Source organism: Streptomyces krungchingensis (assembly GCF_054729265.1).
This window is the reverse complement of record NZ_JBPUKY010000001.1, coordinates 6,034,531-6,061,233: the sequence shown is the minus strand read 5'-3', so window position 1 is coordinate 6,061,233 and position 26,703 is coordinate 6,034,531. Positions and strand designations below refer to the sequence as shown.

Genomic DNA, 26,703 nt, shown 5'->3' with positions numbered 1-26,703 from the left:
CGGGGCCCGGGACTCGGCGGACTCAGGCCTCCAGCAGCCGTACGTCCACGTCGGCCGGGAAGCCGGTGGTCGTGCCGACCCGGCGGGCGAACTCCCGTACGGCCTCCAACTGGGGGGCGCCGAACCGGAAGTCGAGCGTCGTGAAGTACCGCTCCAGGACCTGCTCGTCGAAGGCCTCCCAGCGGGCGGCCTGCTCGGCGACCTTGGTGACCTCGACGAGGGAGAGGTCCCGGGAGGACAGGAAGGCCTCGTGCACCTTGCGCGTGACGACGGGCTCGCGCTCCAGGTAGTCGCGCCGGGCGGCCCACACGGCGAAGACGAACGGCAGGCCCGTCCATTCCTTCCACAGGCTGCCGAGGTCGTGCACCTCCAGGCCGTACTTCGGGCCGTCGAGGAGGTTGGCGCGCAGGGCGGCGTCGCCGATGAGCACGGCGGCGTCGGCCTCCTGCATCATCAGGCTGAGGTCCGGCGGGCACGTGTAGTACGACGGCTGGACGCCGATCTTCTCGGCGAGCAGCAGCTGGGCGAGGCGCACGGAGGTGCGGGAGGTCGAGCCGAGTGCGACCCGGGCGCCGTCCAGCTGGTCCAGGGGGACCTGGGAGACGATCACGCAGGACATCACCGGGCCGTCGCAGCCGACGGCGATGTCGGGGAAGGCGACGAGTTCGTCGGCGTGCTTGAGGAACTCGACGAGCGTGATGGGCCCGATGTCGAGATCGCCCTGCACCAGCTTCTCGCTGAGCTTCTCCGGGGTGTCCTTGGTGAGCTCGAAGTCGAGGAGCGTGCCCGTTCTCGCGAGCCCCCAGTACAGGGGCAGGCAGTTCAGGAACTGGATGTGGCCGACGCGCGGCCGGGTGCGAGAATTGTCCACATCGCGAGGCTAGCCCCCATGGGGTACGGTGCTGGCTCCAGGGTCCCCGACGGATACCGGAAAGTCCTTCGACCCCTTCTGTCAACCCTCGTGACACCGCTACGTCAACCCGCTTCCGACCTGGGTCAAACATTCGGGTGACGTGATCTTGCCCTCTATTGCTTTCGGCTGCCTGCGTGCTAGGCTCGCCGCAAGTTGCAGTTTGGTTTCCCTTGCAGTACAGAGCCTGCGGAGCATGTGACCGCGGGCTCTAGTCGTTTTCAGACGTATGCAGTTGTTTACACAATCGCAGGTTCTGGAGCAGGGCAACCCTTTGGGCCCAAGGAGGGCTTATGGCTACCGGAACCGTGAAGTGGTTCAACGCCGAAAAGGGCTTTGGTTTCATTGCCCAGGAAGGCGGCGGCCCGGACGTCTTCGTCCACTACTCCGCGATCAACGCGAGCGGCTTCCGCTCTCTCGAGGAGAACCAGTCGGTTTCCTTCGACGTCACGCAGGGCCCGAAGGGTCCGCAGGCGGAGAACGTCACCCCGCTCTAAGCCTTCGGCTCCATGAGCCCGATGCTTTGATCCGGACCTGATAGCAGTACCCAAGGAGCCCCGTGCCGTTCGGCGACGGGGCTCCTGCCTTTTCCCCTTCGTGTCCGTTCCCGCCTTTTCCCGCCGGGCGGGCCGGAGAATGCCTCACACGTGCTGCATGACCAGGACGAAAGCCGTTCCGGGTGCAAGCGCCTCGTACGCGTGTGGAACGTCGCCCCGGTACGACATGTAGTCACCGGCGCCGAGTTCGACCGTCTCGCCGCGCGGCCCCGCCGCCAGCCGTCCGGCGCCCACGATCAGATGCTCCACCGTCCCCGGGATGTGCGGGTCCGACGCGCGGACCGCGCCGGGTTCCATCCGCAGGTGGTAGATGTCCCGCCGGGCCCCGGGAGGGCTCGCCGAGAGGAGCGTCGCCGCGTAGTCGGCCCGCTCCGAGTGGACGGTCGGCCCCTCGCCCGCGCGGATCACCTGGACGGCCGGCGCCGGCGGTTCGACCAGCGCGCTGAACGGGACGCCGAGCGCGACGCCCAGCGCCCACAGGGTCTCCACGCTCGGATTGCCGCCCGCCGTCTCCAGCTGGGACAGCGTGGACTTCGCGATGCCGGCGCGTTTGGCCAGCTCGGAGAGGGAGAGTCCGGCGCGGGTCCGTTCCCGGCGCAGGGACGCCGCGATCCAGTCGAGGGGAAGGCGGGTCGGGGGGCCGTCGCGCCCGTCGGTCGGCTCGGTCATGGCGTTCGCTCCATCGGTATGTTCGTTCGACTTGACGAACAGGTCCGTCACTGTTCATTGTAGAAAACATGCGTTCGCTCATCCGAACACCCTTCGGCGCTCCGTCCGCCCTCGACCCGCGGCTGCTGCGGGACGTGGGCCTGGTCTGTCTCGCCGGCGGGATCGTCGGCGTCTCGTTCGGGGCGATCGCCGTCGCGGGCGGGCTGCCGGTCTGGGTGCCGGTGGTGATGTCGCTGATCGTGTACGCGGGTTCCGCCCAGTTCAGCGCGGTGGGGATCCTGCTGGCCGGGGGCGGGCCGTTCGCCGCGGCGGCCACGGGGCTGCTGCTCAACACCCGCACGGCGGCCTTCGGTCTCGCCGTCGCGGACGTCATCGGCCGCGGACGCCTGGCGCGGCTCGTCGGCGCCCATCTCGTCACCGACGAGACGGTCGCCTTCGCCCTGGCCCAGTCCGATCCCGCCCGCCGCCGGGCCGCCTTCTGGATCTCCGGTCTCGGCCTGTACGCCTCCTGGAACCTGTGTGCCCTCGGCGGCGCCCTGGCCGGGAGCGCACTGGGCGACACCGCGCGGTACGGCCTCGACGCGGCGTTCCCGGCGGTGCTGGTGGCGCTGGTGCTGCCCGCGCTGCGCGAGGACGCGGACGTGCGGCGCGCCGCGCTCGCCGGAGCGGCCGTGGCCCTGGCCCTGACGCCGTTCGTCCCGGTCGGCGTGCCGGTGCTGTCGGCCCTGACGGGCCTGCTCGCCTTCCGGAGGCCGGCGTGAGCGCGACGGTCGCCGCGATCCTGGCGCTCGCCGTCGGGACGTACGCCTTCCGGCTGGTCGGCCCCGTGCTGCACGGGCGGGTCGAACTGTCCGCGCGCGTCCGGCACTTGCTGTCGTCCGCGGCCGTGGTCCTGCTGGTCGCGCTGCTCGCCACGGGGGCGTTCACCGAGGCCCGGGGGTTCGCGGGCTGGGCCCGGCCCCTGGGAGTGCTGGCGGGCGGGGTGCTCGCCTGGCGCCGGGTGCCGTTCGTGGTGGTGGTGCTGGGGGCGGGCGCCACGACCGCGGCCCTGCGGGCGGCGGGGCTGGGCTGACCGCCCCGGCGCTCACTTCGCGTACAGGCCCTCGATCGCGTCGGCGAAGTCCCGGGCGATCGCTTCCCTGCGCAGCTTCATCGACGGGGTCAGATGACCCGCCTCCTCGGTGAAGTCCCCCGGCAGGACGGTGAAGCGGCGGATCGACTCGGGCCGGGAGACGAGCCGGTTGGCGTCGTCGACGGCACGCTGCAGGATCGCGAGCAACTGCGCGTCGTCCGTGAGGAGTTCCGCGGGGACGGCGTGCTTGCCGTTCATCCGCCGCCAGTGGGCGACGCCCTCGGGGTCCAGCGTGATGAGAGCGGAGACGTACGGGCGGCGGTCGCCGACCACCATGCACTGCGCGATCAGCGGGTGGGAGCGCAGCCAGTCCTCCAGCGGTGCCGGGGCGACGTTCTTGCCGCCCGCGGTGATCAGGATCTCCTTCTTGCGGCCGGTGATGGCCAGATAGCCGCCGTCGTCGAGCTCCCCCAGGTCGCCCGTCGCGAACCAGCCGTCCGGCGCGGCGTCCACCACACCGCCCGCGTGCGGGTCCCAGTAGCCGCGGAACAGCTGGCCGCCGCTGAGCAGGATCTCGCCGTCGGCGGCGATCCGCACCCGGGTGCCCGGCAGGGGCCAGCCGACCGTGCCCAGCCGCGGTTTCTGCGGTGGGGTGACGGTGGCGGCGGCGGTGGTCTCGGTGAGGCCGTACCCCTCGTATATCTCGATGCCGGCGCCCGCGTAGAACGCGGCGAGCCGGCGGCCGAGCGGGGAGCCGCCGCAGATGGCGTAACGGACCCTGCCGCCCAGCGCGTTGCGGATACGGCGGTAGACGAGCGGGTCGTAGAGGGCGCGGGCGGCGCGCAGGCTGCGGCTGGGTCCGGGGCCCGTGCCGTGCTGCCGCGCCTCGACCGCCTCGCCGTAGCGGCGCGCTATCCCGGCCGCCCGGTCGAAGGAGGCGCCCCGGCCCATGCGTTCGGCCGTCGCACGGCCGGTGTTGAAGACCTTCTCCAGGACGTACGGGATGGCCAGCAGGAAGGTCGGCTTGAAGGAGGCGAGGTCCGCGAGGAGGTCCTCCGTCTGGAGGCTCGGCGCGTGGCCGATCTTCACGCGCGCGCGCAGACAGGCGATCGCGACCATGCGCCCGAAGACGTGGGACAGGGGCAGGAAGAGGAGCGTGGAGGCCGCGTCGGAGGTCTTGGCCTTGAAGATGGGGTGGAGGAGTTCGATCGCGTTGTCGACCTCGGCGAAGAAGTTGCCGTGGGTCAGCACGCAGCCCTTGGGGCGGCCGGTCGTGCCGGAGGTGTAGATGAGGGTGGCGAGGGTGTCGGGCCCCAGCACCCCGCGGCGCACGGTGACTTCCTGGTCGGGGACCTGCCGGCCGAGTTCCGCGAGCCGCTCCACGTGCCCCTTCTCGAAGACCCACATGTGCCGCAGGTCGGGCATCCGGTCGAGTTCCGGGCCGAGTGCGGCGGCCTGGGACACGGACTCCGTGGCGAGCGCGACGGCGCCGGAGTCCTGGAGGATCCACCGGGTCTGGAAGACCGAGGAGGTCGGGTAGACGGGCACGGTCACCAGACCGGCGGCCCAGGCGGCGAAGTCGAGGAGCGTCCACTCGTACGTCGTGCGCGCCATGATGGCGATGCGGTCGCCCGGTACGAGCCCTTCCGCGATCAGCCCCTTCGCCACCGCGAGGACCTGCGCGGCGAACTCCGCGGCGGACACGTCCTTCCAGGTGCCGTCCTGCGCCTTCCGGCTCAGGACCACCTCGCCGGGCGCCGCGTCCGCGTTGTCGAAGGGGATGTCCGCGAGGGATCCGTGCCGCACCTGTCCGACCAGCGGGGGGACGGAGACCTCGCGCACCACGCCGTCCAGCCGCCTGATTTCGGGCTCCATGAGGGGAGGTACGGGGGAGTACAGGCTGGGCACGGGGCGGCTCCTTGTCGACCGGGGGCCAAGGTGGCGTGAGGGTCGCGAACCCTCATACGGCCCTGGGAGACGGGCGGTTCACGAGAAATTCCGCGCGTGGCGCGGGGGTGTTCACGGGGAAGGGGGACGGGAGCGCGGAGTGGCGGCAACCACGCGAGACGGGGATCGTACGGCTCCCACGTGTGGGGTTTGTGGGGCTTTGGGGCGGGCGCGGTGCGAGTTACCCCTGGTATCCGAGGTTTCTCCCGGGTCCGGCCTTCGCTTCTGCGCTTCGAATACGTCTTCCCCCACAACACCCCTCCGCGTCCACATCTCCTCCACCTCTCCGCGACCGGCGCCCGCTGCGCGGGCCGAGCCGGGGGTGAGCTTGCACGGACCGGACCGACGGTCGCTAGGCAGGCCGTTCCAGAATGGCCGTGACACCCTGGCCGCCCGCCGCGCAGACGGAGATGAGGCCACGCCCCGGCGCGTCCCGTTCCGCGAGGAGCTTCGCCAGCGTCGCCACGATGCGGGCGCCCGTGGCGGCGAAGGGGTGCCCGGTGGCGAGCGACGAGCCCGCGACGTTCAGGCGGGAACGGTCCACCGGCCCGAGACCGCGCTTCTCCCATGCGGCCAGGGTGGCGAGGACCTGGGAGGCGAACGCCTCGTGGACCTCGACGAAGTCGAAGTCGTCCAGGGCGAGCCCGGCGCGCTCCAGCATGCGCGGGACGGCGTGGGCGGGGGCCATCAGCAGACCGTCCTCGCCGCCCGCCACGTCGCCCCCGACGAAGTCGACAGCGGCCGTCTCGTACGCGGTCAGGTACGCGAGCGGTGCCAGACCGCGGGCCTCGGCCCACTCGTCGCTCGCGAGGAGGACCACGGCGGCGCCGTCCGTCAGGGGGGTCGAGTTCCCCGCCGTCATGGTCGGGCCGGGGCCGTCGAGCCCGAACACCGGCTTGAGTGCGGCGAGTTTCCCGGTCGTCGAACCGGGCCGCAGGTTCTGGTCGCGCTCCAGCCCACGGAAGGGGACGACGAGGTCGTCCAGCAGTCCGCGTTCGTACGCCGCCGCCAGCCGCTGGTGGCTGGCGGCCGCGAGTTCGTCCTGCGCCTCGCGCGTCACGCCCCACGCGCGGGCGGTCACGGCGGCGTGCTCGCCCATGGACAGGCCGGTGCGCGGTTCGGCGTTACGCGGGACGTCCGGGACGAGATGGGAGGGGCGGATCCGGGAGAGCGCGCCGAGCCGCGCCCGCACCGACTTCGCGCGGCGGGCTTCGAGGAGGATGCGGCGCAGCGCGTCGTTGACGCCCAGCGGGGCGTCGCTCGCCGTGTCGGCACCTCCGGCGACCGCGGACTCCGTCTGACCGAGAGTGATCTTGTTGGCGGCGGCGACGACGGCCTGCAGGCCGGTGCCGCAGGCCTGCTGGATGTCGTACGCCGGAGTACGGGCGTCGAGCGCCGAGCCGAGGACCGTCTCGCGGGCGAGGTTGAAGTCGCGGCTGTGCTTGAGGACCGCCCCCGCGACCAACTCCCCCACCGCGCCGGGGCCTTCGAGCCCGAAGCGCCGGACGAGGCCGTCGACCGCCGCGGTCAGCATCTCCTGGTTGGAGGCGGTGGCGTAGGGGCCGTCGGACCGGGCGAAGGGGATGCGGGTGCCGCCGACCACGGCGACGGGGCGGGTGCGCGCGAGTCCTGGTGCCGGTCGGTCCTGCAGCGGCCGGTCCGGCTCCGGACGGCCGGGCGTCGGGGGTTCTTGGGGGCTCATCTCGACCTGTTCCTTGCCCTTGACGTAGCCTTACCCTCGGTAACCTTACTCCGGAGTAAATTTACGCCCGAGCTGGGAGTTGGACAATGGCCGACCGCTATCTGAGCTTCACCGGCACCGCGCCCGGTCGCTTTCTGACCCGTCGGCTCGGGCTGCCGCAGCCCTCCGCGCTGCACCGCTGGTCGACCGGACGTCCGCTGCTCGAAGGCGGATCGCTGCACCTCACGGCGGGCAAGCCGGGCCTCGACGGGCTGGCCGGTGTGCTGGCCCGCACGGGGCCGCACGCCCGGACCGCGGACGGCCTCTCCGCGGACTCCGCCCCGCCCGCGGACGGGAGTTCCGGCGACGACGACCGTCCCGCCGCCGTCGTCCTCGACGCGACCGGTGTCGCCGACGTGGACGCGCTCGCCGAGGTGCACGCGGCACTGCACCCCGTGGTGCGCTCGGTCTCCGACAGCGGCCGGGTGGTCGTCCTCGGGGCGCCCCTCGACCCGGCCGACCACCGGCAGGCCGCCGCCCAGCAGGCCCTGGAGGGCTTCGTACGGTCGCTCGGCAAGGAGGTCGGGCGGGGCCGGACGGTGACACTGCTGCGGCTCACCGACGCCGGCGCCGCCGAGTCGACGCTCCGTTTCTTCCTGTCGCCCAAGTCCGCCTACGTCAGCGGCCAGGTCGTCGAGGTGACCGCGCCGGGGCGGCCGGACGACGGTCCGGCCGAGACACCCGCGGACCCGGACCGGCCCCTGGCCGGGCGGACCGCGCTCGTCACCGGAGCCGCGCGGGGCATCGGCGAGGCCGTCGCCGAGACGCTGGCACGGGACGGTGCGCGCGTGGTGTGCCTGGACGTGCCGGCCGCCGGGGCCGGGCTCGACGCGCTCGCCGCGCGCCTCGGGGGTGTCGCGCTGCCGCTCGACATCACCGCCGCCGACGCGGGGGCGCGCATGGTGGCCGCCCTGCCCGACGGGCTGGACGTGCTCGTGCACAACGCGGGGATCACCCGCGACCGCAGGCTCGTCAACATGGCCGCGGAGCGCTGGAGTTCCGTGCTCGACGTGAACCTGGCGAGCGTGCTGCGCACGACGGACGCGCTGCTCGACGCCGGGACGCTGCGGCCGGGCGGGCGGATCGTCGCGACCGCCTCGATCGCCGGGATCGCGGGGAACGCCGGGCAGACCAACTACGCCGCGTCCAAGGCGGGGATCGTGGGGCTGGTGCGGGGGCTGGCACCCGGGGCCCTGGCGGAGCACGGTGTCACGGTGAACGCGGTGGCTCCCGGGTTCATCGAGACGAAGATGACGGCGGCGGTGCCACTGTTCATCCGCGAGGCCGGGCGACGGATGAACTCCCTTGCGCAGGGGGGACTTCCGGTCGACGTCGCCGAGACGACGGCGTGGCTCGCGCATCCGGGATCCGGGGCCGTGAACGGGCAGGTCGTCCGGGTGTGCGGGCAGAGTCTGCTCGGCGCATGAGGCCGGGCCGGACGCGGGCCCGTCCGGCGCCCGCACCCGGGAGCCCGATGACCTGCCCCCGACGCCGCCCTGGTGCCGGACGGCCTCGCCCCGAGAGCACCCCGGGACCCGACGACCTCGCCCCGACCGCACTCCGGGGCCCGACGGCTTCGCCCCGACGCCACCCCGGGCCCGACGGCCTCTCCACGAGAACACCCCGGGACCCGACGACCTCGCCCCGACCGCACTCCAGGACCTGACGACCTCCCCCGACCGCACCCCGGGCTCCGGCCCCAGTCCCCTCCTCGGCCCGAACGGCCCGTGCCCGAACAGCCCGTGCCCGAACAGCCCCGTCCCAGAACGCCGGACCGACCGCGATCCCTCTGGAGCTCCCATGGACACCCGCACACTCACCTCCTCACCGGCCCTCCTCCCGGCGCTCGCCCGCGGTGCGCTGCTCTCGCCCCTGCGGCGGCCCCGGTCCGACGCACCCGTGCCGTCGACCCGGCTCGTCCTGCCCGGGGTGCGCGTCGATCTCGCCCGGCTGGCCGCCTACGAGCGGGTGTGCGGCTTCGCGACGGGATCGCGGGCGCTGCCGCCGACCTATCCGCACGTGCTGGGGTTCCCGCTGGCCATGCGGATCATGGCGGGCCGGGGGTTCCCGCTTCCGCTGCTCGGCCTCGTGCACACGTCGATCGAGATCACGCAGTGGAGCGCGCCGCCCGTGACGGCCGAGTACGAACTCGCCGTGCACGTCGAGCGGCTGGTGCCGCACCGGCGGGGCACCGAGGCGCGGGTGCTGACCGAGGCGCGGGTCGACGGCGGACTGGTGTGGGAGTCGAGGAGCACGTATCTGGCACGGCACCGTCGGCGCGACGGTGACACGGCCCCCGAAGCCGCGGCCACGGACCCGACAGGCGCGGGCGGCACGGGCGGCACGGGCCGGACGGGCGGCGCGACCGGCACGGGCGGCCCGAGCGGCACGACTGGCGTGGGCGGCACGGAAGACACGAGCGGCGCGGAAGGCCCGAGGGCCACGGGCAGCACGGAAGGCACGTCGCTTCCCGCACGGGCCGAGTGGCGGCTGGCGGGCGACGTCGGGCGTCGGTACGCGGCCGTGTCCGGGGACCGCAACCCCATTCACCTGCGCCCTTTCACCGCCCGCCTCTTCGGCTTCCCGCGTGCGATCGCCCACGGCATGTGGACCGTCGCCCGCTGTCTCGCCGAGTACGGGCCGCAGGGCGAGGTGACCGTGCGCGCCGATTTCAGGACCCCCGTCCTGCTGCCGGGCACGGTGACGTACGCCGCCGAGGGCCCGGCCTTCGAGCTCCGGGACGAAGACCGCGTCCACCTCACCGGCGAGGTGCGCCCGGCCCTGTGGTGATCAGTCCTGCGGCGGCGGGGACCAGGGACGGCCCTCCATCATGTTGCCGAGGCCCGACCAGGCGAAGTTCATCAGCGTGGCCGCGGCCTGCTTGGCGGAGATGCCGGGGGCGGCGTTGGCCCAGGCCGCGAGGGACTCGGCGGCGCCGACGAGGGCCTCGGCGAGTCCCGCGACCTCCCGTTCGGGCAGGGACGGGTCGCGGTGCGCCTCGCGGGCGGCGACGGCGATCAACTGGGTGACGAAGACGACGAGTTCCTCGCGCATCGCGAGCACCTCGGCGGCGAACGGCTCCCCGTGCGTCCGGGCCTGGAGGTGCAGGACCGCCCAGCCGTCCGGGTTCTCGGCGGTGTGCGTGAAGAACGCCCGCAGCCCTTCCCAGAGTTGACGGTCGGCGGGAATGCCCGGGCGGACGCCCGCGCGGACGGCATCGGTGAGCGCCTTGGCCTCACGGCGGATGCAGGCGGTGAAGAGGTCTTCCTTGGAGTTGAGGTACAGGTACACCAACGGCTTGGACACGCCCGCCAGATCGGCGATCTCGTCCATCGAAGCGGCCCGGTACCCGCGCTGCCCGAAGGTCCGTACGGCGGCGTCCAGCATCTGCTGTTCGCGCACCGCGCGCGGCATCCGCTTGTTCTTCACAGCACCCATGCGGGCAAGCGTACGATCGGCCGCCGCCGGGGGCGGACCGTACGGAGCACGAAGAGCGGCCGCCGGGGCGGAGCCGCGCGGGGTGCTAGGAGGGCTGGCCCTGCGCCCCGCGGGCGGCGTCGTCGGCGATGTCCTCCTGGCCGCGGTTGCGGTCCAGGTTGGCCTTGGCGCGGTCCACGCGTGCGACGACCTGGGCCGAGGCGCGGTCGCGCTCCTTGCGCAGGACGACGAAGCTGATCGGCGCGGAGATCACCAGGGCGAGCAGGACGACCCACATGAAGTTGGAGTCGCCGAGGCCGCGGGGGGCGATCCCGGAGTAGACGAGGCCCCAGACGACCACGAGGCAGCCCGCGAAGATCCCAAGGCGCATCAGTGTGTAGCGGAGCATGTCCATCCACTCTTCCGTTCCGAGGGCGTCCTCCCGGCCCGGGCGGGGCCCGGAACCCGGGAAAACATCCCAAAGGTCACCGTCCAGTGAAGCACGGGCGCACGGCGATCTTTCCGGGGGGTCCGCCTCAGGCCGCGATCCGCGACAGAGGCCGCAGCATCGTGATGTCGTCCCGGTCGTCGCCGGGTGCGACCCGGATGGCCTCGGGGACCCGGCCGACCTCCTCGTAGCCGCAGGAGGCGTAGAAGTTCTCCAGACCGAGGCCGCCGCGGCAGGTCAGCCGTATCGCCTCGACGCCGTCGAGGCCGGACGCGGCGTCCTCGGCGGCGGCCAGCAGGTCGCGCCCGTACCCCTTGCCCTGGTGACGCGGGTGCACCATCACCGTGTACAGCCACACCCAGTGCCGCATGAGCCGGTGGGTGTTGTGCGTGAGGAACGCCGTCGCGGCGACGGTGCCGTCCTCGTCCCGGCCGACCAGCAGCCGGGTGCGGCCCTCCACCATGGCGACGAGGTGCTTCAGGAGCTCGGGCCGTATGTCGTCCCGGGCGACGGGCGGCACGAAGCCGACGGAGCCGCCGGCGTTCGTGACGTCCACCCACAGATCGAGCAGTTCGTCCCGCAGGGCGGGGGTCGTCGCGGGGTCCAGTTCGAAGGTCAGTGCCACGTACGTGTCACACCCGCATCGGCTGGGGCGACTCGCGGCGCGCCGGGTCCGGACCGTCGTACTCGCGGATGATCTCGTACCGGGTGTTCCGCTCCACCGGGCGGAAGCCCGCGTCGCGGATCAGGTCGAGGAGGTCCTCACGGGTCAGCTTGTTCGGCGTGCCGTAGTTGTCCGCGTCGTGCGTGATCTTGTACTCGACGACCGAGCCGTCCATGTCGTCGGCGCCGTGCTGGAGGGCGAGCTGGGCGGTCTGCACACCGTGCATCACCCAGAACACCTTGACGTGCGGCACGTTGTCGAAGAGGAGACGGGACACGGCGAAGGTCTTCAGCGCCTCGGCCCCGGTCGCCATCTGGGTGCGCGCCTGGAGACGGTTGCGGACCTTGCCGTCCTTCATGTCGACGAAGTCGTGCTGGTAGCGCAGCGGGATGAAGACCTGGAAGCCGCCCGTCTCGTCCTGGAGCTCACGCAGGCGCAGTACGTGGTCGACGCGGTGGCGGGGCTCCTCGATGTGCCCGTACAGCATCGTGCACGGGGTCTTCAGACCCTTCTCGTGCGCGAGCCGGTGGATGCGCGACCAGTCCTCCCAGTGGGTGCGGTGGTCGACGATGTGCTGCCGGACCTCCCAGTCGAAGATCTCCGCGCCGCCGCCGGTGAGGGACTCCAGACCGGCGTCGATCAGCTCGTCGAGGATCTCCGAGGCGGACAGCCCGGAGATCGTCTCGAAGTGATGGATCTCCGTGGCGGTGAAGGCCTTCAGCGAGACGTCGGGCAGCGCCTTCTTCAGCTCGCTGAGCGACCGCGGGTAGTAGCGCCAGGGCAGGTTCGGGTGCAGTCCGTTGACGATGTGCAGCTCGGTGAGGTTCTCGCTCTCCATCGCCTTGGCGAGGCGGACGGCCTCCTCGATGCGCATCGTGTACGCGTCCTTCTCGCCCGGCTTGCGCTGGAACGAGCAGTACGCGCAGGACGCGGTGCACACGTTCGTCATGTTGAGGTGACGGTTGACGTTGAAGTGGACCACGTCACCGTTCTTGCGGGTGCGCACCTCGTGGGCGAGCCCGCCGAGCCAGGCCAGATCGTCCGACTCGTACAGCGCGATGCCGTCCTCGCGGGTCAGCCGCTCACCGGCCCGGACCTTGTCCTCCAGCTCGCGCTTGAGCCCGACGTCCATGCTCTTACCTCTCCTCGTGACGAACCGTGACAACCGTACTCCCCCGGCTTCGCGGCGGGAGCGGCCCCCATCAGGTGCTTCGTGCCCTACTGCTCCTCGGGCAGCTCGCCCACCCGGTTCTCCCACTTCGTGGACAGGACGATGGTCGTACGGGTGCGGGAGACGCCCTTGGTGCCCGACAGGCGCCGGATGGTCTTCTCCAGGCCGTCCACGTCGCTCGACCGCACCTTGAGCATGAAGGAGTCGTCGCCCGCGATGAACCAGCAGTCCTCGATCTCGCCGAGGTCCCGCAGCCGGCGGGCCACGTCCTCGTGGTCGGCGGCGTCGGAGAGCGAGATGCCGATCAGGGCGGTGACGCCGAGGCCGAGCGAGGCCGAGTCGACCGTCGCGCGGTAACCGGTGATGACACCGGCCGCCTCCAGCCGGTTGATGCGGTCGGTGACGCTGGGTCCCGACAGACCGACGAGGCGCCCCAGCTCCGCGTAGGAGGCCCGGCCGTTCTCCCTAAGGGCCTGGATGAGCTGCCTGTCCACCGCGTCCATGCGATCGATAGCCTTCCGCTGAAGAGTTCTGAAAAGTCCTGAACCGAACTGCCTGTACTGAACTGCCTGTGCTGAACCGTCTGTGCTGAACCGTCTGTGCTGAACGGACCGCCTGGTGTGAGCTGTCCGTGCCGCGCTGTCCGTGCTGATCCGACCGAGCCGTACCGTCCGAGGTGAGCCGCCTGCGCCTGCCGCGTGGGTGGTGCGGCCGTCTCAGGTGGCGCCGCCGCGGGAGCCGCCGCCGAGTTCGCCCTCCCACCGGCGGTACAGGTCGTGTTCCACGCCCGCCGCGTCGAGGACCCGGCCGGCCACGAAGTCCACCAGGTCCTGGATGTGTGTGGCCCCCGCGTAGAAGGCCGGTGAGGCCGGCAGCACGGTGGCGCCCGCGTCGTCCAGGGAGACCAGGTGCCGCAGCGTCTGGCCGTTCAGCGGGGTCTCCCGGACGGCGACGACCAGCTTGCGCGACTCCTTGAGCGTGACGCTCGCGGCGCGTTGCAGCAGGTCCTTGGAGAGGCCGAGGGCGACCCCCGCCACACAGGCGGTCGAGGCGGGCACGATGAGCATGCCCTTCGCCGGGTACGAGCCCGACGAGGGGCCCGCCGCGAGGTCGCCCGCGCTCCAGTGGCGTACGCCGTCGACGCTCACGTCGAAGGTGCCGGGCTTGCCGTCGGCGCCCCGGGCCAGCCACTCGCGCAGGTCGTCCTGCCAGTGGGCGTCCCGGAAGGGCAGACCGGTCTCGTCGAGCAGCGTGAGCCGCGAGGCCCGGCTGACGACCAGGTCGACGCTCTCCCCGGCCGCCAGGAGCGCACGCAGCACTGCGGCGGCGTACGGCGTACCGGAGGCGCCCGACACCCCCACGATCCAAGGCCGGCGCTGCGTCTGTCCTGGCTTCATGATGTCGAGCCTATCCGGCCACCGCCCGGTTTCAGACCGTGAGCCCGCGCACCAGCAGATCGAGCAGGGCGCAGACGAACAGGGCGATGCCGATGAATCCGTTGACGCTGAAGAACGCGCGGTTCAGGCGGGACAGGTCGTGCGGCTTGACGATGGAGTGCTCGTAGAGGAAGGCGCCCGCCACGATGACCAGGCCGAGCCAGAAGAACGCGCCGGCGCCGGTGGCGACGGCGTACCAGACGAACAGGCCCGTGGTGACGGCGTGGCAGCCGCGCGCGCCCCAGATCGCGGCCGGGATGCCGAAGCGCGCCGGCACCGACATGACGCCGATCTCGCGGTCCGTCTCGACGTCCTGGCACGCGTAGATCAGGTCGAAGCCGCCGATCCAGATGCCGACGGCGAGACCGAGGACGACGGCCTCCCAGGACCATTCGCCGGTGATCGCGAGCCAGCCGCCGACCGGGCCCATGGCCTGGGCGAGGCCGAGGATGGCCTGCGGGAAGTTCGTGAACCGCTTGCCGTAGGGGTAGACCACCATCGGGATCACCGCGACGGGGGCGAGGGCGAGACAGAGCGGGTTGAGCAGCGCCGCCGAGCCCAGGAAGATCACGACCGCGATGAGGGCGCCCGTCCAGGCGTGCTTGACCGACATCGCGCCGGTGACGAGCTCGCGGTGGGCGGTGCGCGGATTGCGGGCGTCGATCTCCCGGTCGATGATCCGGTTGACGGCCATCGCGAAGGTCCGCAGGCCCACCATGCAGACGGTGACCAGCAGCAGCCGGCCCCAGTGGATGTTCTTGTCCCACTGGAACATCGCGGTGAGGGCGGCGATGTACGCGAAGGGCAGCGCGAACACCGAGTGCTCGATCATCACGAGGCGCAGGAACGCCTTGGTGCGGCCCGGCTGCGGGATCGCCGCGGAAGCTGAACTCACAGGCCGTACTCCTTCCAGCGGCGGTCGACCTTCGCCGCCGTCTCCGGGTCGGAGAGGACCATCTCGGGCCAGCCGCCGTCCCGGGTGTAACCCTCCTCGGGCCACTTCTTCGTCGCGTCGATGCCCGCCTTGCCGCCCCAGAACTGCTGGTAGGAGGCGTGGTCGAGATGGTCGACCGGGCCTTCGACGACGCTGAGGTCACGGGCGTAGTCCGTGTTGCCCAGCGCCCGCCAGGCGACCTCGTGCAGATCGTGCACGTCGCAGTCCGCGTCGACGACCACGATGAGTTTGGTGAGGGACATCATGTGGGCGCCCCAGACGGCGTGCATCACCTTCTGGGCGTGTTTGGGGTACTTCTTGTCGATCGAGACGATCGCGCAGTTGTGGAAGCCGCCCGCCTCGGGCAGGTGGTAGTCCACGATGTCCGGCACGATGATCTTCAGCAGAGGCAGGAAGAACCGCTCCGTGGCCCGGCCGAGCGGCCCGTCCTCGGTGGGCGGACGGCCGACCACGATCGACTGGAGCAGCGGCCGCTTGCGCATGGTGACGCAGTCGATGGTGAGGGCCGGGAAGGGCTCCTGCGGGGTGTAGAACCCGGTGTGGTCGCCGAAGGGACCCTCCGGGAGCATCTCGCCCGGCTCCAGCCACCCCTCCAGCACGACCTCGGCCTGCGCCGGGACCTGGAGCGGCACGGTCTTGCAGTCGACCATCTCGATCCGCTTGCCCTGGATGAACCCGGCGAAGAGGTACTCGTCGATGTCACCGGGCAGCGGGGCGGTCGAGGCGTACGTCACGGCCGGCGGGCACCCGAAGGCGATCGCGACCGGGAGCCGCTCGCCGCGGCGGGCCGCGACCTGGTAGTGGTTCCGGCTGTCCTTGTGGATCTGCCAGTGCATGCCGATGGTGCGCTTGTCGTGGCGCTGGAGCCGGTACAGCCCGAGATTGCGGATGCCGCTCTCCGGGTCCTTGGTGTGCGTGAGCCCGAGGTTGAAGAACGAGCCGCCGTCCTGCGGCCAGGTGAACAGGGCCGGAAGGGTGTCGAGGTCGACGTCGTCGCCGCGCAGCACCACCTCCTGCACCGGCGCGTCCTTGACCTTCTTCGGCGGCACGTGGGTCATCGCGCCGAGCTTCCCGAAGGCCTCGCGCACCCCGACGAAGCCGTGCGGCAGTTCCGGCCTGAGCAGTCCGCCGATCTTGTCGGAGATCTCGGCGTACGACTTCAGCCCGAGGGCCTTCAGCAGCCGCCGGTCGGTCCCGAAGACGTTCATCGCGAGGGGCATCGCGGAGCCGCGCACGTTCTCGAAGAGCAGCGCGGGCCCGCCGGACTTCTGCACCCGGTCGACGATCTCCCCGACCTCCAGATACGGGTCGACCTCGGCCTTGATGCGCTTGAGGTCGCCCTCGCGCTCCAGCGCCCGGAGCAGGGAGCGAAGATCGTCGTAAGCCATGTGTCCAAGTATCGGCCACCGGCTACCCTGTGCCCGTCACCGGGGCCCCTGTGCCGCCCCGCAACTGCTCACTGGGGGTTCGTTCGGGCATGGTCAGGTATCTGCCGTTCCTTCTGGTCCTGGCGCTGTGGATCTACGCGTTCATCGACTGTCTGAACACTCCGGAGGAAGAGGTCCGCGGCCTGCCGAAGGTGGTGTGGGTGATCATCATCCTGCTCTTCGGCGAGGTGCTGGTCGGGCCCGTCGCCTGGCTGGTGGCCGGCAAGACCCGCCGGGCCCCGGTGGGCGGTTCCACCCCGTCGGAGTGGCACCGCAACGCCCGCACCCAGTACGTCGCCCCGGACGACAATCCCGAGTTCCTCAAGTCTCTGAAGGCGGAGAACGCCAAGGACGAGGCGCTCCTGAAGGACTGGGAGGCGGACCTGCGGCGCCGCGAGGAGGAGCTGCGCCGCCGTGAGCACGGCGAGGAACCGAAGGACGGCTGATGGAACTGCGGCTGCTGGTCACCTTCGAGAAGGTCGCGACGGTGCTGAGCTTCACACAGGCGGCCGCCGAGCTGAAGTACGCCCAGTCCAGCGTGACCGGTCAGATCCGTGCGCTGGAGTCCTCGCTGGGCACGGAGCTGTTCGACCGGCTGGGCAGCCGTATCCGGCTGACGGAGTCCGGTGAGCGGCTGCTGCCCTACGCCCGGCAGATCATCGAGCTGACCGAGGAGGCCCGGGCCGCGGTCGTGGGCGCCGAGGAGCCCTCCGGTGCGCTGACCGTCGGCACCATGGAGTCGCTGACCTCGTACCGGCTGCTGCCGCTGCTGGAGCTGTTCCACCACCGCTACCCGGGGGTGCGGCTGTCGCTGCGCACGACGATCGGGGACGAGACCCGTCAGGCCTTGCGGCAGGGCGCGTACGACGTGGGCTTCCTGATGGAGGAGGAGACCCGGCACGCGGGGCTGGACGTCGCGGTGCTCGCGGTGGAGCCGCTGGCGCTGGTGGCGGCGCCGGGCCACGCCCTCGCGGGGGCGCGGGCCGCGCGGACCGCGGATCTCGTCGGGCAGTCGCTGCTGGCGACCGAACCGGGCTGCGCCTACCGGGACTTGTTCGAGCGGGAGCTCAACTCCGTCGAACCGGCGGGCTCCGGGGTGTCCTTCACGGAGTTCGGCACGATCGAGGCGACCAAGCGAGCCGCGGCGGCCGGCCTCGGGATCGCGTTGCTGCCCGAGGTGACGGTCGCCGCGGAACTCGCGGAGGGAACGCTGGTGCGGTTGCCGTGGGAGGCGCCGTTCACGCTTCGGACGCAACTGGCGTGGCGGGCCGGGAAGCGGCTTCCCGGTCATGTGCGGCTGTTCGTGGAGCAGGCGCGGCGGCTGGTGTCCGAGGAAGGGTGACCCGCAGGCTCGCGGTCACGATCAGCGGGACGCCGAGGGCCTGCACGAGCCCGATGTGGTGCCCGTAGACCACCCAGTCCATGACCATGGCGACGGCCGGATACGTGAAGGCCAGCACGGCGATCTTCGCGGTCGGGAGCTTGGCGTACGCCGCGTACATCAGCACGTACATCAGGCCGGTGTGGATGATGCCGAGGCCGACCAGCCAGCCCCAGTCCGCGCCGGTGCCCCGCATGGCGCCGAAGTCGGCGAAGGGCAGCAGCAGCGGGATGCCGACGAGGACCTGGACGAGGGCGATGAGGTGCGGGCGGACGCCCGTGATGCGCTTGGTGACCAGTGTGGACAGGCCGTACAGCAGCGCGGCGAGGAGCGCCTGTCCGACGCCGAGCAGGTACGTGCCGCCGCTGGTGAAGTCGGCGGGGGTGACGCCCGAGACGAGGACGAGTCCCGCGAAGGCGACCGCGACCCAGCCGATCTTCGAGGCGGTGAGCCGCTCGCGGAAGAGCAGGGCGCCCAGCAGGACCACGTAGAACGGCTGGGTGTGGTAGACGACCGTGGCGACGGAGATCGAGGTGTTCTCGTACGACTGGAAGAGCAGGACCCAGTTGAAGACGATGAACACCCCGCCGAGTGCGGCGAGTCCGAGGGTGCGCGGGGTGAAGCCGTGGCCGCGGAAGTAGCCGCGGGCGAGGGCGTAGCCGCCGAGGGCGAGCGCCCCGAAGAGCACCCGGAAGAAGACCACGTTGAAGGGTGAGGCCCCGGACTCGACGACGAAGACGCCGAGGGTCCCGGAGAGCATCATGGCGGCGGTGAGCTGGGCGGTGCCCTTGTTCTCGAGTGCGCTCTTGGAGGTCATGGACACGAAGGTAGGAGCGGGTGCCGGGGTGGGGCCACGGGCCAGTGGGGCGTCCTGCCGATGGCCCCATCGGGGGCGTCGATGAGCCCTCGTCGGGGCCCGGCGCCCCGTCGCCCCGAGGGCATCGACGACGTCGACCTCGACGAGGCGGCGCGGGTCCTCCCGGAACGGACCCGGCGGTCGGTCAGCGCAGCGCCGCGGTGAACGCCGCCCACGCGGTCCGGGTGATCAACAGGACGGGTCCGTCAGGGGTCTTGCTGTCACGGACGGGGACGAGACCGGGGGTAGCGGGGGCCACTTCGACGCAGTCGCCGCCGTTTGCTCCGCTGTAGCTGCTCTTGATCCAGCGGGCTGTGCTCAGATCGTGGCTCTTCATGATGCTCGTACCCTTCCATCACGTCGCTGATCAGAGCGGCGGACTGAGGGGCTGACAGAGCGTCCGCCCGGAGCACATCATAGGTCCGGCTGTGGCGCGCGAAGATGGCTGGATCGTCGCTGAAGTGCCCCCGGTCCAGCGACTCCGAGTAGACCCACCGGTGCCTGTCGGGCAGCTCGATCAGCGACAGGGAGGTGTCCGGGCGGTCGATGTCGGCACGCCCCAACGGGACGACCTGAATACGGATGTTGGGGCGCCGCCCGATGTCGAGCAGGTGGGCGCACTGGTCCCGCATCACCGCGGGGCTCCCCACCAGGTGGCGCAGACAGATCTCGTCCAGCACCACGAGGTAGAGCGGTCCGTCGTCGGCGTGGAAGCGCTGCTGTCGGCTCAGACGCGCCCTGACCCGCTCGGCGACATCGCCCGGCCCGGCAAGGCGGCGGGCGAACAGGGCAGTTGCGTAGTCGGCCGTCTGCAGCAGACCTGGTATCACCTGCGTCTGATACGCGCGTACGGCGACAGCCTCGGCGTCCATCCGCGCCCTGCGGTCGAACCAGTCCGGATGCTCCACCTGCGGATACCAGTCGATGCGGCCCCACAGCCGCGTCAACACCCCGCCCGAGCCGAGCAGTTCGTCGCAGCGCTTGGCGAACGTGTCCTGCGGTACCCGCGTCCCCGCCTCGACGCGGGCCACGTGGGACCGGTCGCAGGGGATCTCGCGCGCGAGGCCTTCCTGGGTGAGGAGCGCGACCTCGCGGAAGTGCTTCAGCACCTCGCCGAACACGGCGGCGGTACTGGCCGCCGCTCCTCCCTCCGCGTTGCGTCGGCTCACGGCATCCCCCTCCGTGACAGTGGGCCACTGTCACGCGTCCGGCATTGATACCGACCGTTCCCCTCGGCGACGCTCGATACACACAGGGTGACCGATCGGTGCGGAGCGAACATGACCGGGCAGGCGAAGCGGTGGGAACCGGGAACGATCGTCCACGACCCGCGGACGGGCCGGGTGGGCGAGTACCGCGGCCAGGCGGGCCCGTACGCGATGCTGCGGCCCGTCGGCGGCGGTCGGGAGTGGGAGGCGGACCCGGCACTGATCCGGCCGGCGACGCCGGAGGAACGGCTCGGCGCGGGCGTGCGGGCCGCCAACGCCCGTTCCGCGCAGGCCACGGACAGGCGCCGTGTCTTCCGGTACGTGCCGTACGCGATCGCGCAGGACACGACGGCGGAGCCGGAGTACGAGGCGCGCTGCGTCTCGGGGGACGAGGCCGACTGCGGCGCGGGGTCCGGTCCGCGCCCGGACCCGGCCGAGGTCGAGGAGTGGCAGCGCCTGCACACCCAGGACACCCGGCACACGCGCTACCGGCGCCATTTCGCGGACTACGCGGTCCTGGAACCGGCCGAACCCGTCGGCGCGACGCCCCCGCCGCCCGCCTTCACCGGTCCGCCGCCCGCGCAGGGGCGGCACCCCGGTGCGCCTCAGCCGTCCTGAGCGTCCCGCAGGACGAGCGCGAGGAGGCCGGGGAAGCGGGTGTCGAACTCGTCGCGGCGCAGGCGGTTGACGCGCTTGGGCCCCTCGTCGCGCTGCTCCACGAGTCCCGCGCCGCGCAGCACCGCGAAGTGATGACTGAGGGCCGCCTTGCCGACGGGCACGTCGAAACTGCCGCAACTGCGGCTCCACTCCGCGGAGTCGGCCAACTCCCTCACCAGCGTGATGCGTACGGGGTCGGCGAGGGCGGCCAGGGCGGTCTGCACGGAGACCTGGTCCGGGTGGGTGTGCTCGGGCGCGGCCCGATGGCTGGTGCCGGTCCGCTGTGCCACGCCGTGCTCCCCTCGCCGCCCCTTGCAGAGTGTTCGATGAAAACCATACACTCCCGAGTGTTCGCTTTTCATTGAACAGTCGCGGAGGGGTGTGCCATGCGCGCGGTCGAGTTCGAGGAGTACGGCGGTCCCGAGGTCCTTCGGGTCGTGGAGGCGGAGGTCCCGGAGCCGGGCCCCGGGCAGGTGAGCATCGACGTCGCGTACACCGGCGTGAACTTCGCCGACCTGAAGGCGAGGTCCGAGGGCTACCGGGTGCCGGGCCTCCCGTTCGTGCCCGGACTGGAGGTGTCCGGGCGGATCAGGGCGGTCGGGGCCGGCGTCGAGGGACTGGCCGTCGGTCAGGAGGTCGCCGCGCTGACGGAGGGCGGCGCGTACGCGGAGGTGACCGTGGCCGACGCGGTGACCGTGTTCCCGCTCCCGGACGGGGTCGGCCTGCGCACCGGCGCCACCCTCCCGACGGTCGTGCCGACCGCCTACGCCCTGCTGCACACCGTCGGCCGGCTCCAGCCCGGCGAGACCGTGCTCGTGCAGGGCGCGGCGGGCGGGGTCGGCACCGTCCTGGGGCAGTTGGCGAAGGCGGCGGGCGCCGGGACGGTGTACGGCGTGGTGTCGGCCGCCGCGAAGGCGGAGTACGCCGCCGAACAGGGCTACGACGAGGTCTTCGTGGGCTCCTTCACCGACGAGGTCCGCGCGGCGACCGACGGCCGCGGCGTCGACCTGGCCCTGGACCCGGTCGGCGGCGACACCCTGCGCGGCAGCCTCGCCTCCCTCGCCCCCTTCGGCCGCCTGGTCTCGTACGGGAACGCCGGCGGCGCGGAACCCTGGACGGTGGGCCAGCCCGAGCTCTACCCCACCGGCCTGTCCGTCGCGGGCTTCTCCATCCTCGGCCTGGCCCGGACCGCCCCCGCCGCCCTCCGCGAGATCGCCCAGAAGGCCTTCCGCACGGTCGTCGACGGCTCGGTGTCCCTGCCGGTGACGGCGGAGTTCCCGCTGAAGGACGCACCGGAGGCGCACCGGCTGATGGGGTCCCGGACCAGCACCGGGAAGCTGCTCCTGAGGGTGGCCGACTGAGCTCCGCGCCGGCGCAGAGTCGGGTCCGGCGAGGTCAGCCCTGCTCCCAGACCGTCGCCTCGACCGTGATGTGGTCCGGGTCCGGAATGCCGCTCACCCTGAAGAAGCCGACACGGCCTCCCTCCGTCGTGAAGCAGCCCATGTCACCCTCCTGCACGTCCAGTTGACTTCGGCCCAACTGGGTGCCGAGAAGGTCGGAGCACTGCTGCCGCCCCGGCGTGCCGGGGCCCGGCCAGGCGGCGAGCGCGTTGCCGTATACCTCGCGCGGCGCCCGGATGGCGAGGTCGCCGACCGGCGCGCGGTCCGGCGGGACGGCATCCAGGAACCAGCCCCGGACACCGGCGCTGCCGTCCAGGATCAGCGTGCCCCGCCACCGGGCGCGCGCGGGCGCGGGCACCGGGGTGTGCGAGGGCAGGTCGGCGGAGGGCGAGGCGGCGGGGGCGGACGGGGTGGTGGACGAGGGCGGCACCGGGGACGCGGAGGAGCGGGACGGCGACGCCGAGGAGGGGGAAGAGGGGCCCCCGGGCGCCGTCGACTGCGGCTCCTCGGGAGAACTGGGCCGCGGGGAACCGGTGTCGGGAGCGGCGCCGGCCCCCGAGGGCCTGCTCAGCGCGACGGTCACCGTCACCACGGCGGCGAGCAGAGCGGCGCTCAGGGTGCCGACGAGCCCGATGACCGCCGCCTTGACGGCGGGTTCCTGCCGCCGGAACCAGGCGGTCGGACCGGTCGCGGAACGTCGGCCCCCCGTCGAGGGTGTGCCTGGGTCTGTCATCTTCCCCCTCGCGGAAGAGCCTGTCCCGGTGACCGGCGACGCGTGCGGCACTCTGCGGTGCGGTGCGGCCGATGGTCCGTGCGGTGTGGTCGATGTCCACAGCATGCCCATCGCGGGTGCCGCAGGACAACGAGGCGGACGGGGCGCACGGGGCGCGGCCGGCCGGTGCCCCGACGCCGGATGCCGGGCTGTCGCGGCCGGGCCGTCGGCACTCCGGTCCACCGTCCTCGCCCGCCGACCGTGAAGCAGCCGCGACCGCAACGGCCTTGAGGTACCGCTCGCCCTCTCCTCGGTCGCACCCGCCCCCATCCTTCGGACCGCCTCCGTAGACCATCGGCCGACGACGGGCACCCCGGACGGTTCCCACACTGGGTGCACGACCAAGGGCATCGGGAGGCGCGATGGGAACGCGGGGGATCAGCAGGGCACGGTTCCTGGGGCTGGCCGCGGGGGCCGGGGGCGCGGTGGCGCTGTCGGCGGGGGCCGCGGGACAGGCCCGGGCGGCCGCGGCGGCCCCGGGCGCGACAACGGGCGGGCGGCGGCGCGGACTGTCGTACCGGGGAGTGGTGTACGAGGTCGGGGACGGAGAGACACCGGCGACCGCGTGGAGTGCCCGGCGGATGCGCGCCGATCTGCGGGCCGTCGCCCACGATCTGCACGCCGACTCCGTCAAGGTGACCGGAGACGGCGTCGAACGGCTCACCGCCACCGCGGGCGAGGCGGCGGAGCGCGGGCTCGGCGTCTGGCTCGAACCGACCCTCGGGGACGTGCCCGAGCGGGACATCCTCGACCACCTCGCGGAGACCGGCGCCTTCGCCGAGCGGCTGCGCCGGCAGGGCGCCCGGGTGCACCTCAGCGTGGGCTGCGAGTTCCTGCTGTACGTCCCCGGGATCGTGCCCGGCGCGAACATCCTGGAACGGGTGGAGAACCTGCTCAAGGGCACCTACGACCCCGTACGCACCGCACGGGAACTGCGCCGGTTCACGGCGCGGGCCGCGTCGAGGGGCCGGTCCGTCTTCGGCGGACGGCTGACGTACGCCGCCGCGCAGGACGAGGACGTGGACTGGCGGCAGTTCGACCTCGTCGGCCTCGACTACTACGGCTGCTTCGGGCGGCGCGACCAGTACGTCCGCGATCTGGCCCGCTACCGCCGCTTCGGCAAGCCCGTCGCCGTCATGGAGTTCGGCTGCTGCACCTTCCGGGGTGCGCCGGAACTGGGCGGCATGGGCTGGGACGTCGTCGACCGCACGAAGGAACCGCCCGAGGTGCGCAAGGGCCTGGTGCGCAGCGAACGCACCCAGGCCGCGTACCTGACGGACGTGCTGGCGGTGTTCGAGTCGATGGGGCTGTACTCGGCGATGGCGTACACCTTCGTCTCCCCGGACGCCCCGCACCGCCCGCACGACCCGCGCCACGACCTCGACATGGCGAGCTACGGCCTCGTCAAACCGGTCGAGAACCGTCCGGGCCACCCGGAGTCCGGCTGGCACTGGGAACCGAAGGAGTCCTTCCACGCGTTGGCCCGGCAGTACGCGCGGTCCCGCGACCGCTGACCGCGGCCGGGCGGGTTCGCGCCGTACTCCCCCAGGTGGAAGGCTGCTTCCGCCGCCGTCCACCCCGGGGACGAGGGGCCACCGCGGCGTCGGCCTCCGGGAGGGCCCGACACCGTCATGCAGGTGGAGCCTCGGCCCGCGGGGAACGCGGCAGCATGGAAACCCCGTCCGAACCTCATGCTCAGGAGTTCTCGTGTCCGTTCCTGCCGGTGCCCGTCCGATGCGTCTCGCGCGCGGAGCATCGCCGTGGCTCGTCCCGACCGTGGCCACCGCGGCGCTCAGCCTGGCCCGCGCGCGCCGCTCCGGCGTGGCCAAGGCCGTGGCCGTACCCGCCACCGCGCTCGCGGCGGGCATGCTGTGGTTCTTCCGCGACCCCGAGCGCGAGATCGCTCCGGGCCGCGTCATCTCGCCCGCCGACGGTGTGGTGCAGAGCATCATGCCGTGGAAGGACGGGCGCACCCGCGTCGCCATCTTCATGAGCCCGCTCAACGTCCACGTCAACCGCGCGCCGCTGTCCGGCACGGTGACGTCCGTCGAGCACGTCCCCGGCGGGTTCGTTCCGGCGTTCAACAAGGAGAGCGAGAACAACGAACGCGTCGTCTGGCACTTCGACACCGAGCTCGGTGACATCGAGATGATCCAGATCGCCGGCACGGTGGCCCGCCGCATCGTGCCCTACGTCCCCGAGGGCACCAAGGTCGAGCAGGGCGACCGGATCGGCCTGATCCGCTTCGGCTCGCGCGTCGACATCTACCTCCCGGAGGGTGTGGAGCCCGCGGTCGAGGTCGGTCAGAAGACCACGGCAGGCATCACCCGCCTCGACCGCGACTGAGGACGGTCCGCGGCCGGCTCCTCGGCTCACCGGCCTGACCGCGGCGACGCGGCACGACCGGCGGCACCGCACGTCCGCGACGCGGCGCGAACGGCGGCGCGCCGCGTCGTTGCCCCGGCCCTCCGGCCACAGGAGAGTGGGGGCATGGAGCGCATCGATCAGGCACGGGCGCGCGCGTGGCTCGCCGTCGCCCTCGCGGAGGCCCGCGCCGGGCTCGCCGAGGGCGGCATCCCCATCGGGGCGGCGCTGTACGGCGCGGACGGCACCCTGCTGGGCCGCGGCCACAACCGCCGGGTCCAGGACGGCGACCCCTCGGCGCATGCCGAGACGGCCGCCTTCCGGGCCGCGGGACGGCAGCGGTCCTACCGCGGCACGACCATGGTGACCACGCTCTCGCCGTGCTGGTACTGCAGCGGCCTGGTCCGGCAGTTCGGCATCTCCCGGGTCGTCGTCGGCGAGGCGGAGACCTTCCACGGCGGCCACGACTGGCTCGCCGGGCACGGTGTGGAGATCGTCGTGCTGGACGACCCGGAGTGCGCCGCGCTGATGCGCGCCTTCATCGAGGACGACCCCGCACTGTGGAACGAGGACATCGGTGACTGACCCGAAGGCCCCGGCAGGCCCCCGCATCCCCACCGTCGACCTGCGGCCCTGGCTCTCCGGCGACCCGGACGCCCGCGCCGCGACCGCCCGCACCGTGGACGACGCCCTCCGCACGGCGGGCTTCCTGCTGGTCACCGGGCACGGCGTCGACCCGGCGCTGCGCGCCCGCATCCGCACCGCCGCCCGCGCCTTCTTCACCCTGCCCGCCGCCGTGAAGCAGCCGTACGCCGCCCGGGTCGGGGGGCGCGGCTGGCTCGGCCCGGGCGCCGAGGCCAACGCCTACGCGGAGGGCACCGAGACACCGCCCGACCTCAAGGAGTCGCTGACCTTCGCCACGCACGAGCCCTTCGAGGACCCCGAGGTCAACGCCGAGTGGTACGCGCCGAACGTCTGGCCGGCCGAGGTCCCGGAGCTGCGGGAGCTGTGCGAGGAGTACCTGGCGCGGATGGGCGAGCTGGAGAACCGGCTGCTCGTCCTGCTCGGTGAGGCCCTGGGGCTGGCACCGGACTTCTTCACCCGGCACATGGACCACCCGACGTACGGCTTCAACATCAACTGGTATCCGGGGACGGAGGTGCTCGGCGAGCCCGAGCCGGGCCAGTTCCGCATCGGCCCGCACACCGACTTCGGCACGGTCACGATCCTCGACCGGCAGGCGGGCCGGGGTGGTCTCCAGGTGCACACGGACGAGGGCGGCTGGCAGGACGCGCCCTTCGACCCGGCGGCGTTCACCATCAACATCGGTGACCTGATGGCCCGTTGGACGGGTGACCGGTGGCGTTCGGGGCGCCACCGGGTGCTGCCGCCGCCCTCGGACGCACCGGCGGAGGAGCTGATGTCGCTGGTCTACTTCGGCGAGTGCACGCCGGGGACGCTCGTCGAGTCCGTCCCCGCACCCGTGGGCCGTGTCGTGTACGAGCCCGTCGACTCGCACGTCTACCTGCGCGAGAAGCTGAACTCGATCACAGTCGGCTGACCGGCGGACACTTTTCGTAACCCAACGGACACCGTGCGCCCTATCCCGAACCAACTCCCCCTTTTTACACTGGTGTTGATACACCTCACA

The 26,703-nt window shown here is 72.2% G+C and carries 29 protein-coding genes and 1 pseudogene; 13 read left to right on the top strand and 17 right to left on the bottom strand.

The genetic code is table 11. The annotated features are described in order from the left end of the window. Nucleotides 1–22 precede the first annotated feature (22 nt). Nucleotides 23–871 (bottom strand): menaquinone biosynthetic enzyme MqnA/MqnD family protein, encoded by an 849-nt coding sequence (locus tag ACSYGO_RS26695; RefSeq protein ID WP_426680168.1) that lies wholly within the window; start codon nt 869–871, stop codon nt 23–25. 332 nt (nt 872–1,203) lie between these two features. On the opposite strand from ACSYGO_RS26695, the gene ACSYGO_RS26690 reads away from it, so the two are divergent. Continuing rightward, entirely contained in the window at nt 1,204–1,407 is a 204-nt protein-coding gene (locus ACSYGO_RS26690) for a cold-shock protein (RefSeq protein ID WP_010986243.1), read from the top strand. 144 nt (nt 1,408–1,551) lie between these two features. Here the strand turns inward: ACSYGO_RS26690 and ACSYGO_RS26685 are convergent, their stop codons facing one another. Beyond that, complete coding sequence (locus tag ACSYGO_RS26685) at nt 1,552–2,136, bottom strand: helix-turn-helix domain-containing protein (RefSeq protein ID WP_460387889.1); 585 nt, start codon at nt 2,134–2,136, stop codon at nt 1,552–1,554. A gap of 68 nt (nt 2,137–2,204) precedes the next feature. Here ACSYGO_RS26685 and ACSYGO_RS26680 point away from each other — a divergent pair, with 68 nt between their 5' ends. Then, nucleotides 2,205–2,897 (top strand): AzlC family ABC transporter permease, encoded by a 693-nt coding sequence (locus tag ACSYGO_RS26680; protein ID WP_460387888.1) that lies wholly within the window; start codon nt 2,205–2,207, stop codon nt 2,895–2,897. Next, a complete protein-coding gene (locus ACSYGO_RS26675; protein ID WP_460387886.1) occupies nt 2,894–3,208 on the top strand; it encodes an AzlD domain-containing protein in 315 nt (104 codons plus the stop codon). The genes ACSYGO_RS26680 and ACSYGO_RS26675 overlap by 4 nt, the downstream gene beginning before the upstream one ends. 12 nt (nt 3,209–3,220) lie before the next feature. On the opposite strand, the gene ACSYGO_RS26670 is transcribed toward ACSYGO_RS26675, so the two are convergent. Both ACSYGO_RS26670 and ACSYGO_RS26665 read right to left on the bottom strand, forming a co-directional pair. Then, nucleotides 3,221–5,083 carry an AMP-dependent synthetase/ligase gene (locus ACSYGO_RS26670; protein WP_426680224.1) on the bottom strand — a complete coding sequence of 621 codons (1,863 nt, stop codon included), beginning with the start codon at nt 5,081–5,083 and terminating at the stop codon, nt 3,221–3,223. A 424-nt stretch (nt 5,084–5,507) separates the two neighbouring features. Next, complete coding sequence (locus tag ACSYGO_RS26665) at nt 5,508–6,857, bottom strand: acetyl-CoA C-acetyltransferase (RefSeq protein WP_460387885.1); 1,350 nt, start codon at nt 6,855–6,857, stop codon at nt 5,508–5,510. An 86-nt stretch (nt 6,858–6,943) separates the two neighbouring features. Here ACSYGO_RS26665 and ACSYGO_RS26660 point away from each other — a divergent pair, with 86 nt between their 5' ends. After that, nucleotides 6,944–8,323, top strand: a complete 1,380-nt coding sequence (locus tag ACSYGO_RS26660; protein WP_460387883.1) for a 3-oxoacyl-ACP reductase — start codon at nt 6,944–6,946, stop codon at nt 8,321–8,323. A 373-nt stretch (nt 8,324–8,696) separates the two neighbouring features. Continuing rightward, complete coding sequence (locus ACSYGO_RS26655) at nt 8,697–9,686, top strand: MaoC/PaaZ C-terminal domain-containing protein (protein WP_460387882.1); 990 nt, start codon at nt 8,697–8,699, stop codon at nt 9,684–9,686. Here ACSYGO_RS26655 and ACSYGO_RS26650 read toward each other — a convergent pair whose 3' ends face one another. The 8 genes from ACSYGO_RS26650 to ACSYGO_RS26615 form a co-directional block, all read right to left on the bottom strand. Continuing rightward, nucleotides 9,687–10,334: a TetR/AcrR family transcriptional regulator gene (locus ACSYGO_RS26650; RefSeq protein ID WP_426680175.1), complete on the bottom strand. Its 648-nt coding sequence runs from the start codon at nt 10,332–10,334 to the stop codon at nt 9,687–9,689. 85 nt (nt 10,335–10,419) lie between these two features. Further along, nucleotides 10,420–10,722, bottom strand: a complete 303-nt coding sequence (locus ACSYGO_RS26645) for a DUF4229 domain-containing protein (RefSeq protein WP_095935989.1) — start codon at nt 10,720–10,722, stop codon at nt 10,420–10,422. Nucleotides 10,723–10,849: 127 nt separating this feature from the next. Continuing rightward, a complete protein-coding gene (locus ACSYGO_RS26640) occupies nt 10,850–11,386 on the bottom strand; it encodes a GNAT family N-acetyltransferase (RefSeq protein ID WP_426680176.1) in 537 nt (178 codons plus the stop codon). A 7-nt stretch (nt 11,387–11,393) separates the two neighbouring features. Then, nucleotides 11,394–12,557: an aminofutalosine synthase MqnE gene (gene mqnE, locus ACSYGO_RS26635; RefSeq protein ID WP_435221715.1), complete on the bottom strand. Its 1,164-nt coding sequence runs from the start codon at nt 12,555–12,557 to the stop codon at nt 11,394–11,396. A gap of 86 nt (nt 12,558–12,643) precedes the next feature. Further along, complete coding sequence (locus ACSYGO_RS26630) at nt 12,644–13,099, bottom strand: Lrp/AsnC family transcriptional regulator (RefSeq protein WP_095935880.1); 456 nt, start codon at nt 13,097–13,099, stop codon at nt 12,644–12,646. A 213-nt stretch (nt 13,100–13,312) separates the two neighbouring features. Continuing rightward, nucleotides 13,313–13,993, bottom strand: coding sequence for a UbiX family flavin prenyltransferase (locus ACSYGO_RS26625; RefSeq protein WP_095935879.1), 681 nt, complete (start codon nt 13,991–13,993; stop codon nt 13,313–13,315). 31 nt (nt 13,994–14,024) lie between these two features. Further along, entirely contained in the window at nt 14,025–14,927 is a 903-nt protein-coding gene (gene mqnP, locus ACSYGO_RS26620; RefSeq protein ID WP_028805062.1) for a menaquinone biosynthesis prenyltransferase MqnP, read from the bottom strand. Beyond that, complete coding sequence (locus ACSYGO_RS26615; RefSeq protein ID WP_432174491.1) at nt 14,924–16,375, bottom strand: menaquinone biosynthesis decarboxylase; 1,452 nt, start codon at nt 16,373–16,375, stop codon at nt 14,924–14,926. The genes mqnP and ACSYGO_RS26615 overlap by 4 nt, the downstream gene beginning before the upstream one ends. An 89-nt stretch (nt 16,376–16,464) precedes the next feature. Between ACSYGO_RS26615 and ACSYGO_RS26610 the strand changes: the two genes are divergently transcribed. Both ACSYGO_RS26610 and ACSYGO_RS26605 read left to right on the top strand, forming a co-directional pair. Beyond that, a complete protein-coding gene (locus ACSYGO_RS26610) occupies nt 16,465–16,860 on the top strand; it encodes a PLD nuclease N-terminal domain-containing protein (protein WP_426680178.1) in 396 nt (131 codons plus the stop codon). Next, complete coding sequence (locus tag ACSYGO_RS26605; RefSeq protein ID WP_426680179.1) at nt 16,860–17,756, top strand: LysR family transcriptional regulator; 897 nt, start codon at nt 16,860–16,862, stop codon at nt 17,754–17,756. The genes ACSYGO_RS26610 and ACSYGO_RS26605 overlap by 1 nt, the downstream gene beginning before the upstream one ends. Here the strand turns inward: ACSYGO_RS26605 and ACSYGO_RS26600 are convergent. The 3 genes from ACSYGO_RS26600 to ACSYGO_RS26590 form a co-directional block, all read right to left on the bottom strand. Beyond that, nucleotides 17,653–18,612 carry a DMT family transporter gene (locus ACSYGO_RS26600; protein WP_426680180.1) on the bottom strand — a complete coding sequence of 320 codons (960 nt, stop codon included), beginning with the start codon at nt 18,610–18,612 and terminating at the stop codon, nt 17,653–17,655. The two genes, ACSYGO_RS26605 and ACSYGO_RS26600, sit on opposite strands and share 104 nt — an antisense overlap. Nucleotides 18,613–18,796: 184 nt before the next feature. Then, on the bottom strand, nt 18,797–18,910 hold the full coding sequence (locus ACSYGO_RS26595; RefSeq protein ID WP_324608134.1) for a DUF397 domain-containing protein: 114 nt from the start codon (nt 18,908–18,910) through the stop codon (nt 18,797–18,799). Further along, complete coding sequence (locus tag ACSYGO_RS26590) at nt 18,873–19,820, bottom strand: helix-turn-helix domain-containing protein (RefSeq protein ID WP_460387878.1); 948 nt, start codon at nt 19,818–19,820, stop codon at nt 18,873–18,875. The genes ACSYGO_RS26595 and ACSYGO_RS26590 overlap by 38 nt, the downstream gene beginning before the upstream one ends. 111 nt (nt 19,821–19,931) lie before the next feature. Between ACSYGO_RS26590 and ACSYGO_RS26585 the strand changes: the two are divergent. Beyond that, a pseudogene (locus tag ACSYGO_RS26585) lies at nt 19,932–20,381 on the top strand (DUF7848 domain-containing protein); the annotation flags it as partial. Between the two features lie 83 nt (nt 20,382–20,464). Here the strand turns inward: ACSYGO_RS26585 and ACSYGO_RS26580 are convergent. Beyond that, nucleotides 20,465–20,806, bottom strand: a complete 342-nt coding sequence (locus ACSYGO_RS26580; RefSeq protein ID WP_028805057.1) for an ArsR/SmtB family transcription factor — start codon at nt 20,804–20,806, stop codon at nt 20,465–20,467. 96 nt (nt 20,807–20,902) lie between these two features. Between ACSYGO_RS26580 and ACSYGO_RS26575 the strand changes: the two genes are divergently transcribed. Beyond that, nucleotides 20,903–21,877: a quinone oxidoreductase family protein gene (locus tag ACSYGO_RS26575; protein ID WP_426680183.1), complete on the top strand. Its 975-nt coding sequence runs from the start codon at nt 20,903–20,905 to the stop codon at nt 21,875–21,877. 34 nt (nt 21,878–21,911) lie between these two features. On the opposite strand, the gene ACSYGO_RS26570 is transcribed toward ACSYGO_RS26575, so the two are convergent. Beyond that, nucleotides 21,912–22,649, bottom strand: a complete 738-nt coding sequence (locus ACSYGO_RS26570; RefSeq protein ID WP_432174496.1) for a hypothetical protein — start codon at nt 22,647–22,649, stop codon at nt 21,912–21,914. Nucleotides 22,650–23,050: 401 nt separating this feature from the next. On the opposite strand from ACSYGO_RS26570, the gene ACSYGO_RS26565 reads away from it, so the two are divergent. From ACSYGO_RS26565 to ACSYGO_RS26550, 4 genes are all read left to right on the top strand, one after another. Continuing rightward, nucleotides 23,051–24,202, top strand: a complete 1,152-nt coding sequence (locus ACSYGO_RS26565; protein WP_432174497.1) for an abortive phage infection protein — start codon at nt 23,051–23,053, stop codon at nt 24,200–24,202. Between the two features lie 220 nt (nt 24,203–24,422). Then, nucleotides 24,423–25,034 carry a phosphatidylserine decarboxylase gene (locus ACSYGO_RS26560; protein WP_460389767.1) on the top strand — a complete coding sequence of 204 codons (612 nt, stop codon included), beginning with the start codon at nt 24,423–24,425 and terminating at the stop codon, nt 25,032–25,034. Between the two features lie 144 nt (nt 25,035–25,178). Beyond that, nucleotides 25,179–25,637 (top strand): nucleoside deaminase, encoded by a 459-nt coding sequence (locus ACSYGO_RS26555; RefSeq protein WP_426680185.1) that lies wholly within the window; start codon nt 25,179–25,181, stop codon nt 25,635–25,637. Further along, the gene (locus ACSYGO_RS26550; RefSeq protein ID WP_460387875.1) at nt 25,630–26,613 is read left to right on the top strand and encodes an isopenicillin N synthase family dioxygenase; all 984 of its coding nucleotides are present in this window, start codon (nt 25,630–25,632) and stop codon (nt 26,611–26,613) included. The genes ACSYGO_RS26555 and ACSYGO_RS26550 overlap by 8 nt, the downstream gene beginning before the upstream one ends. Nucleotides 26,614–26,703: the final 90 nt, after the last annotated feature.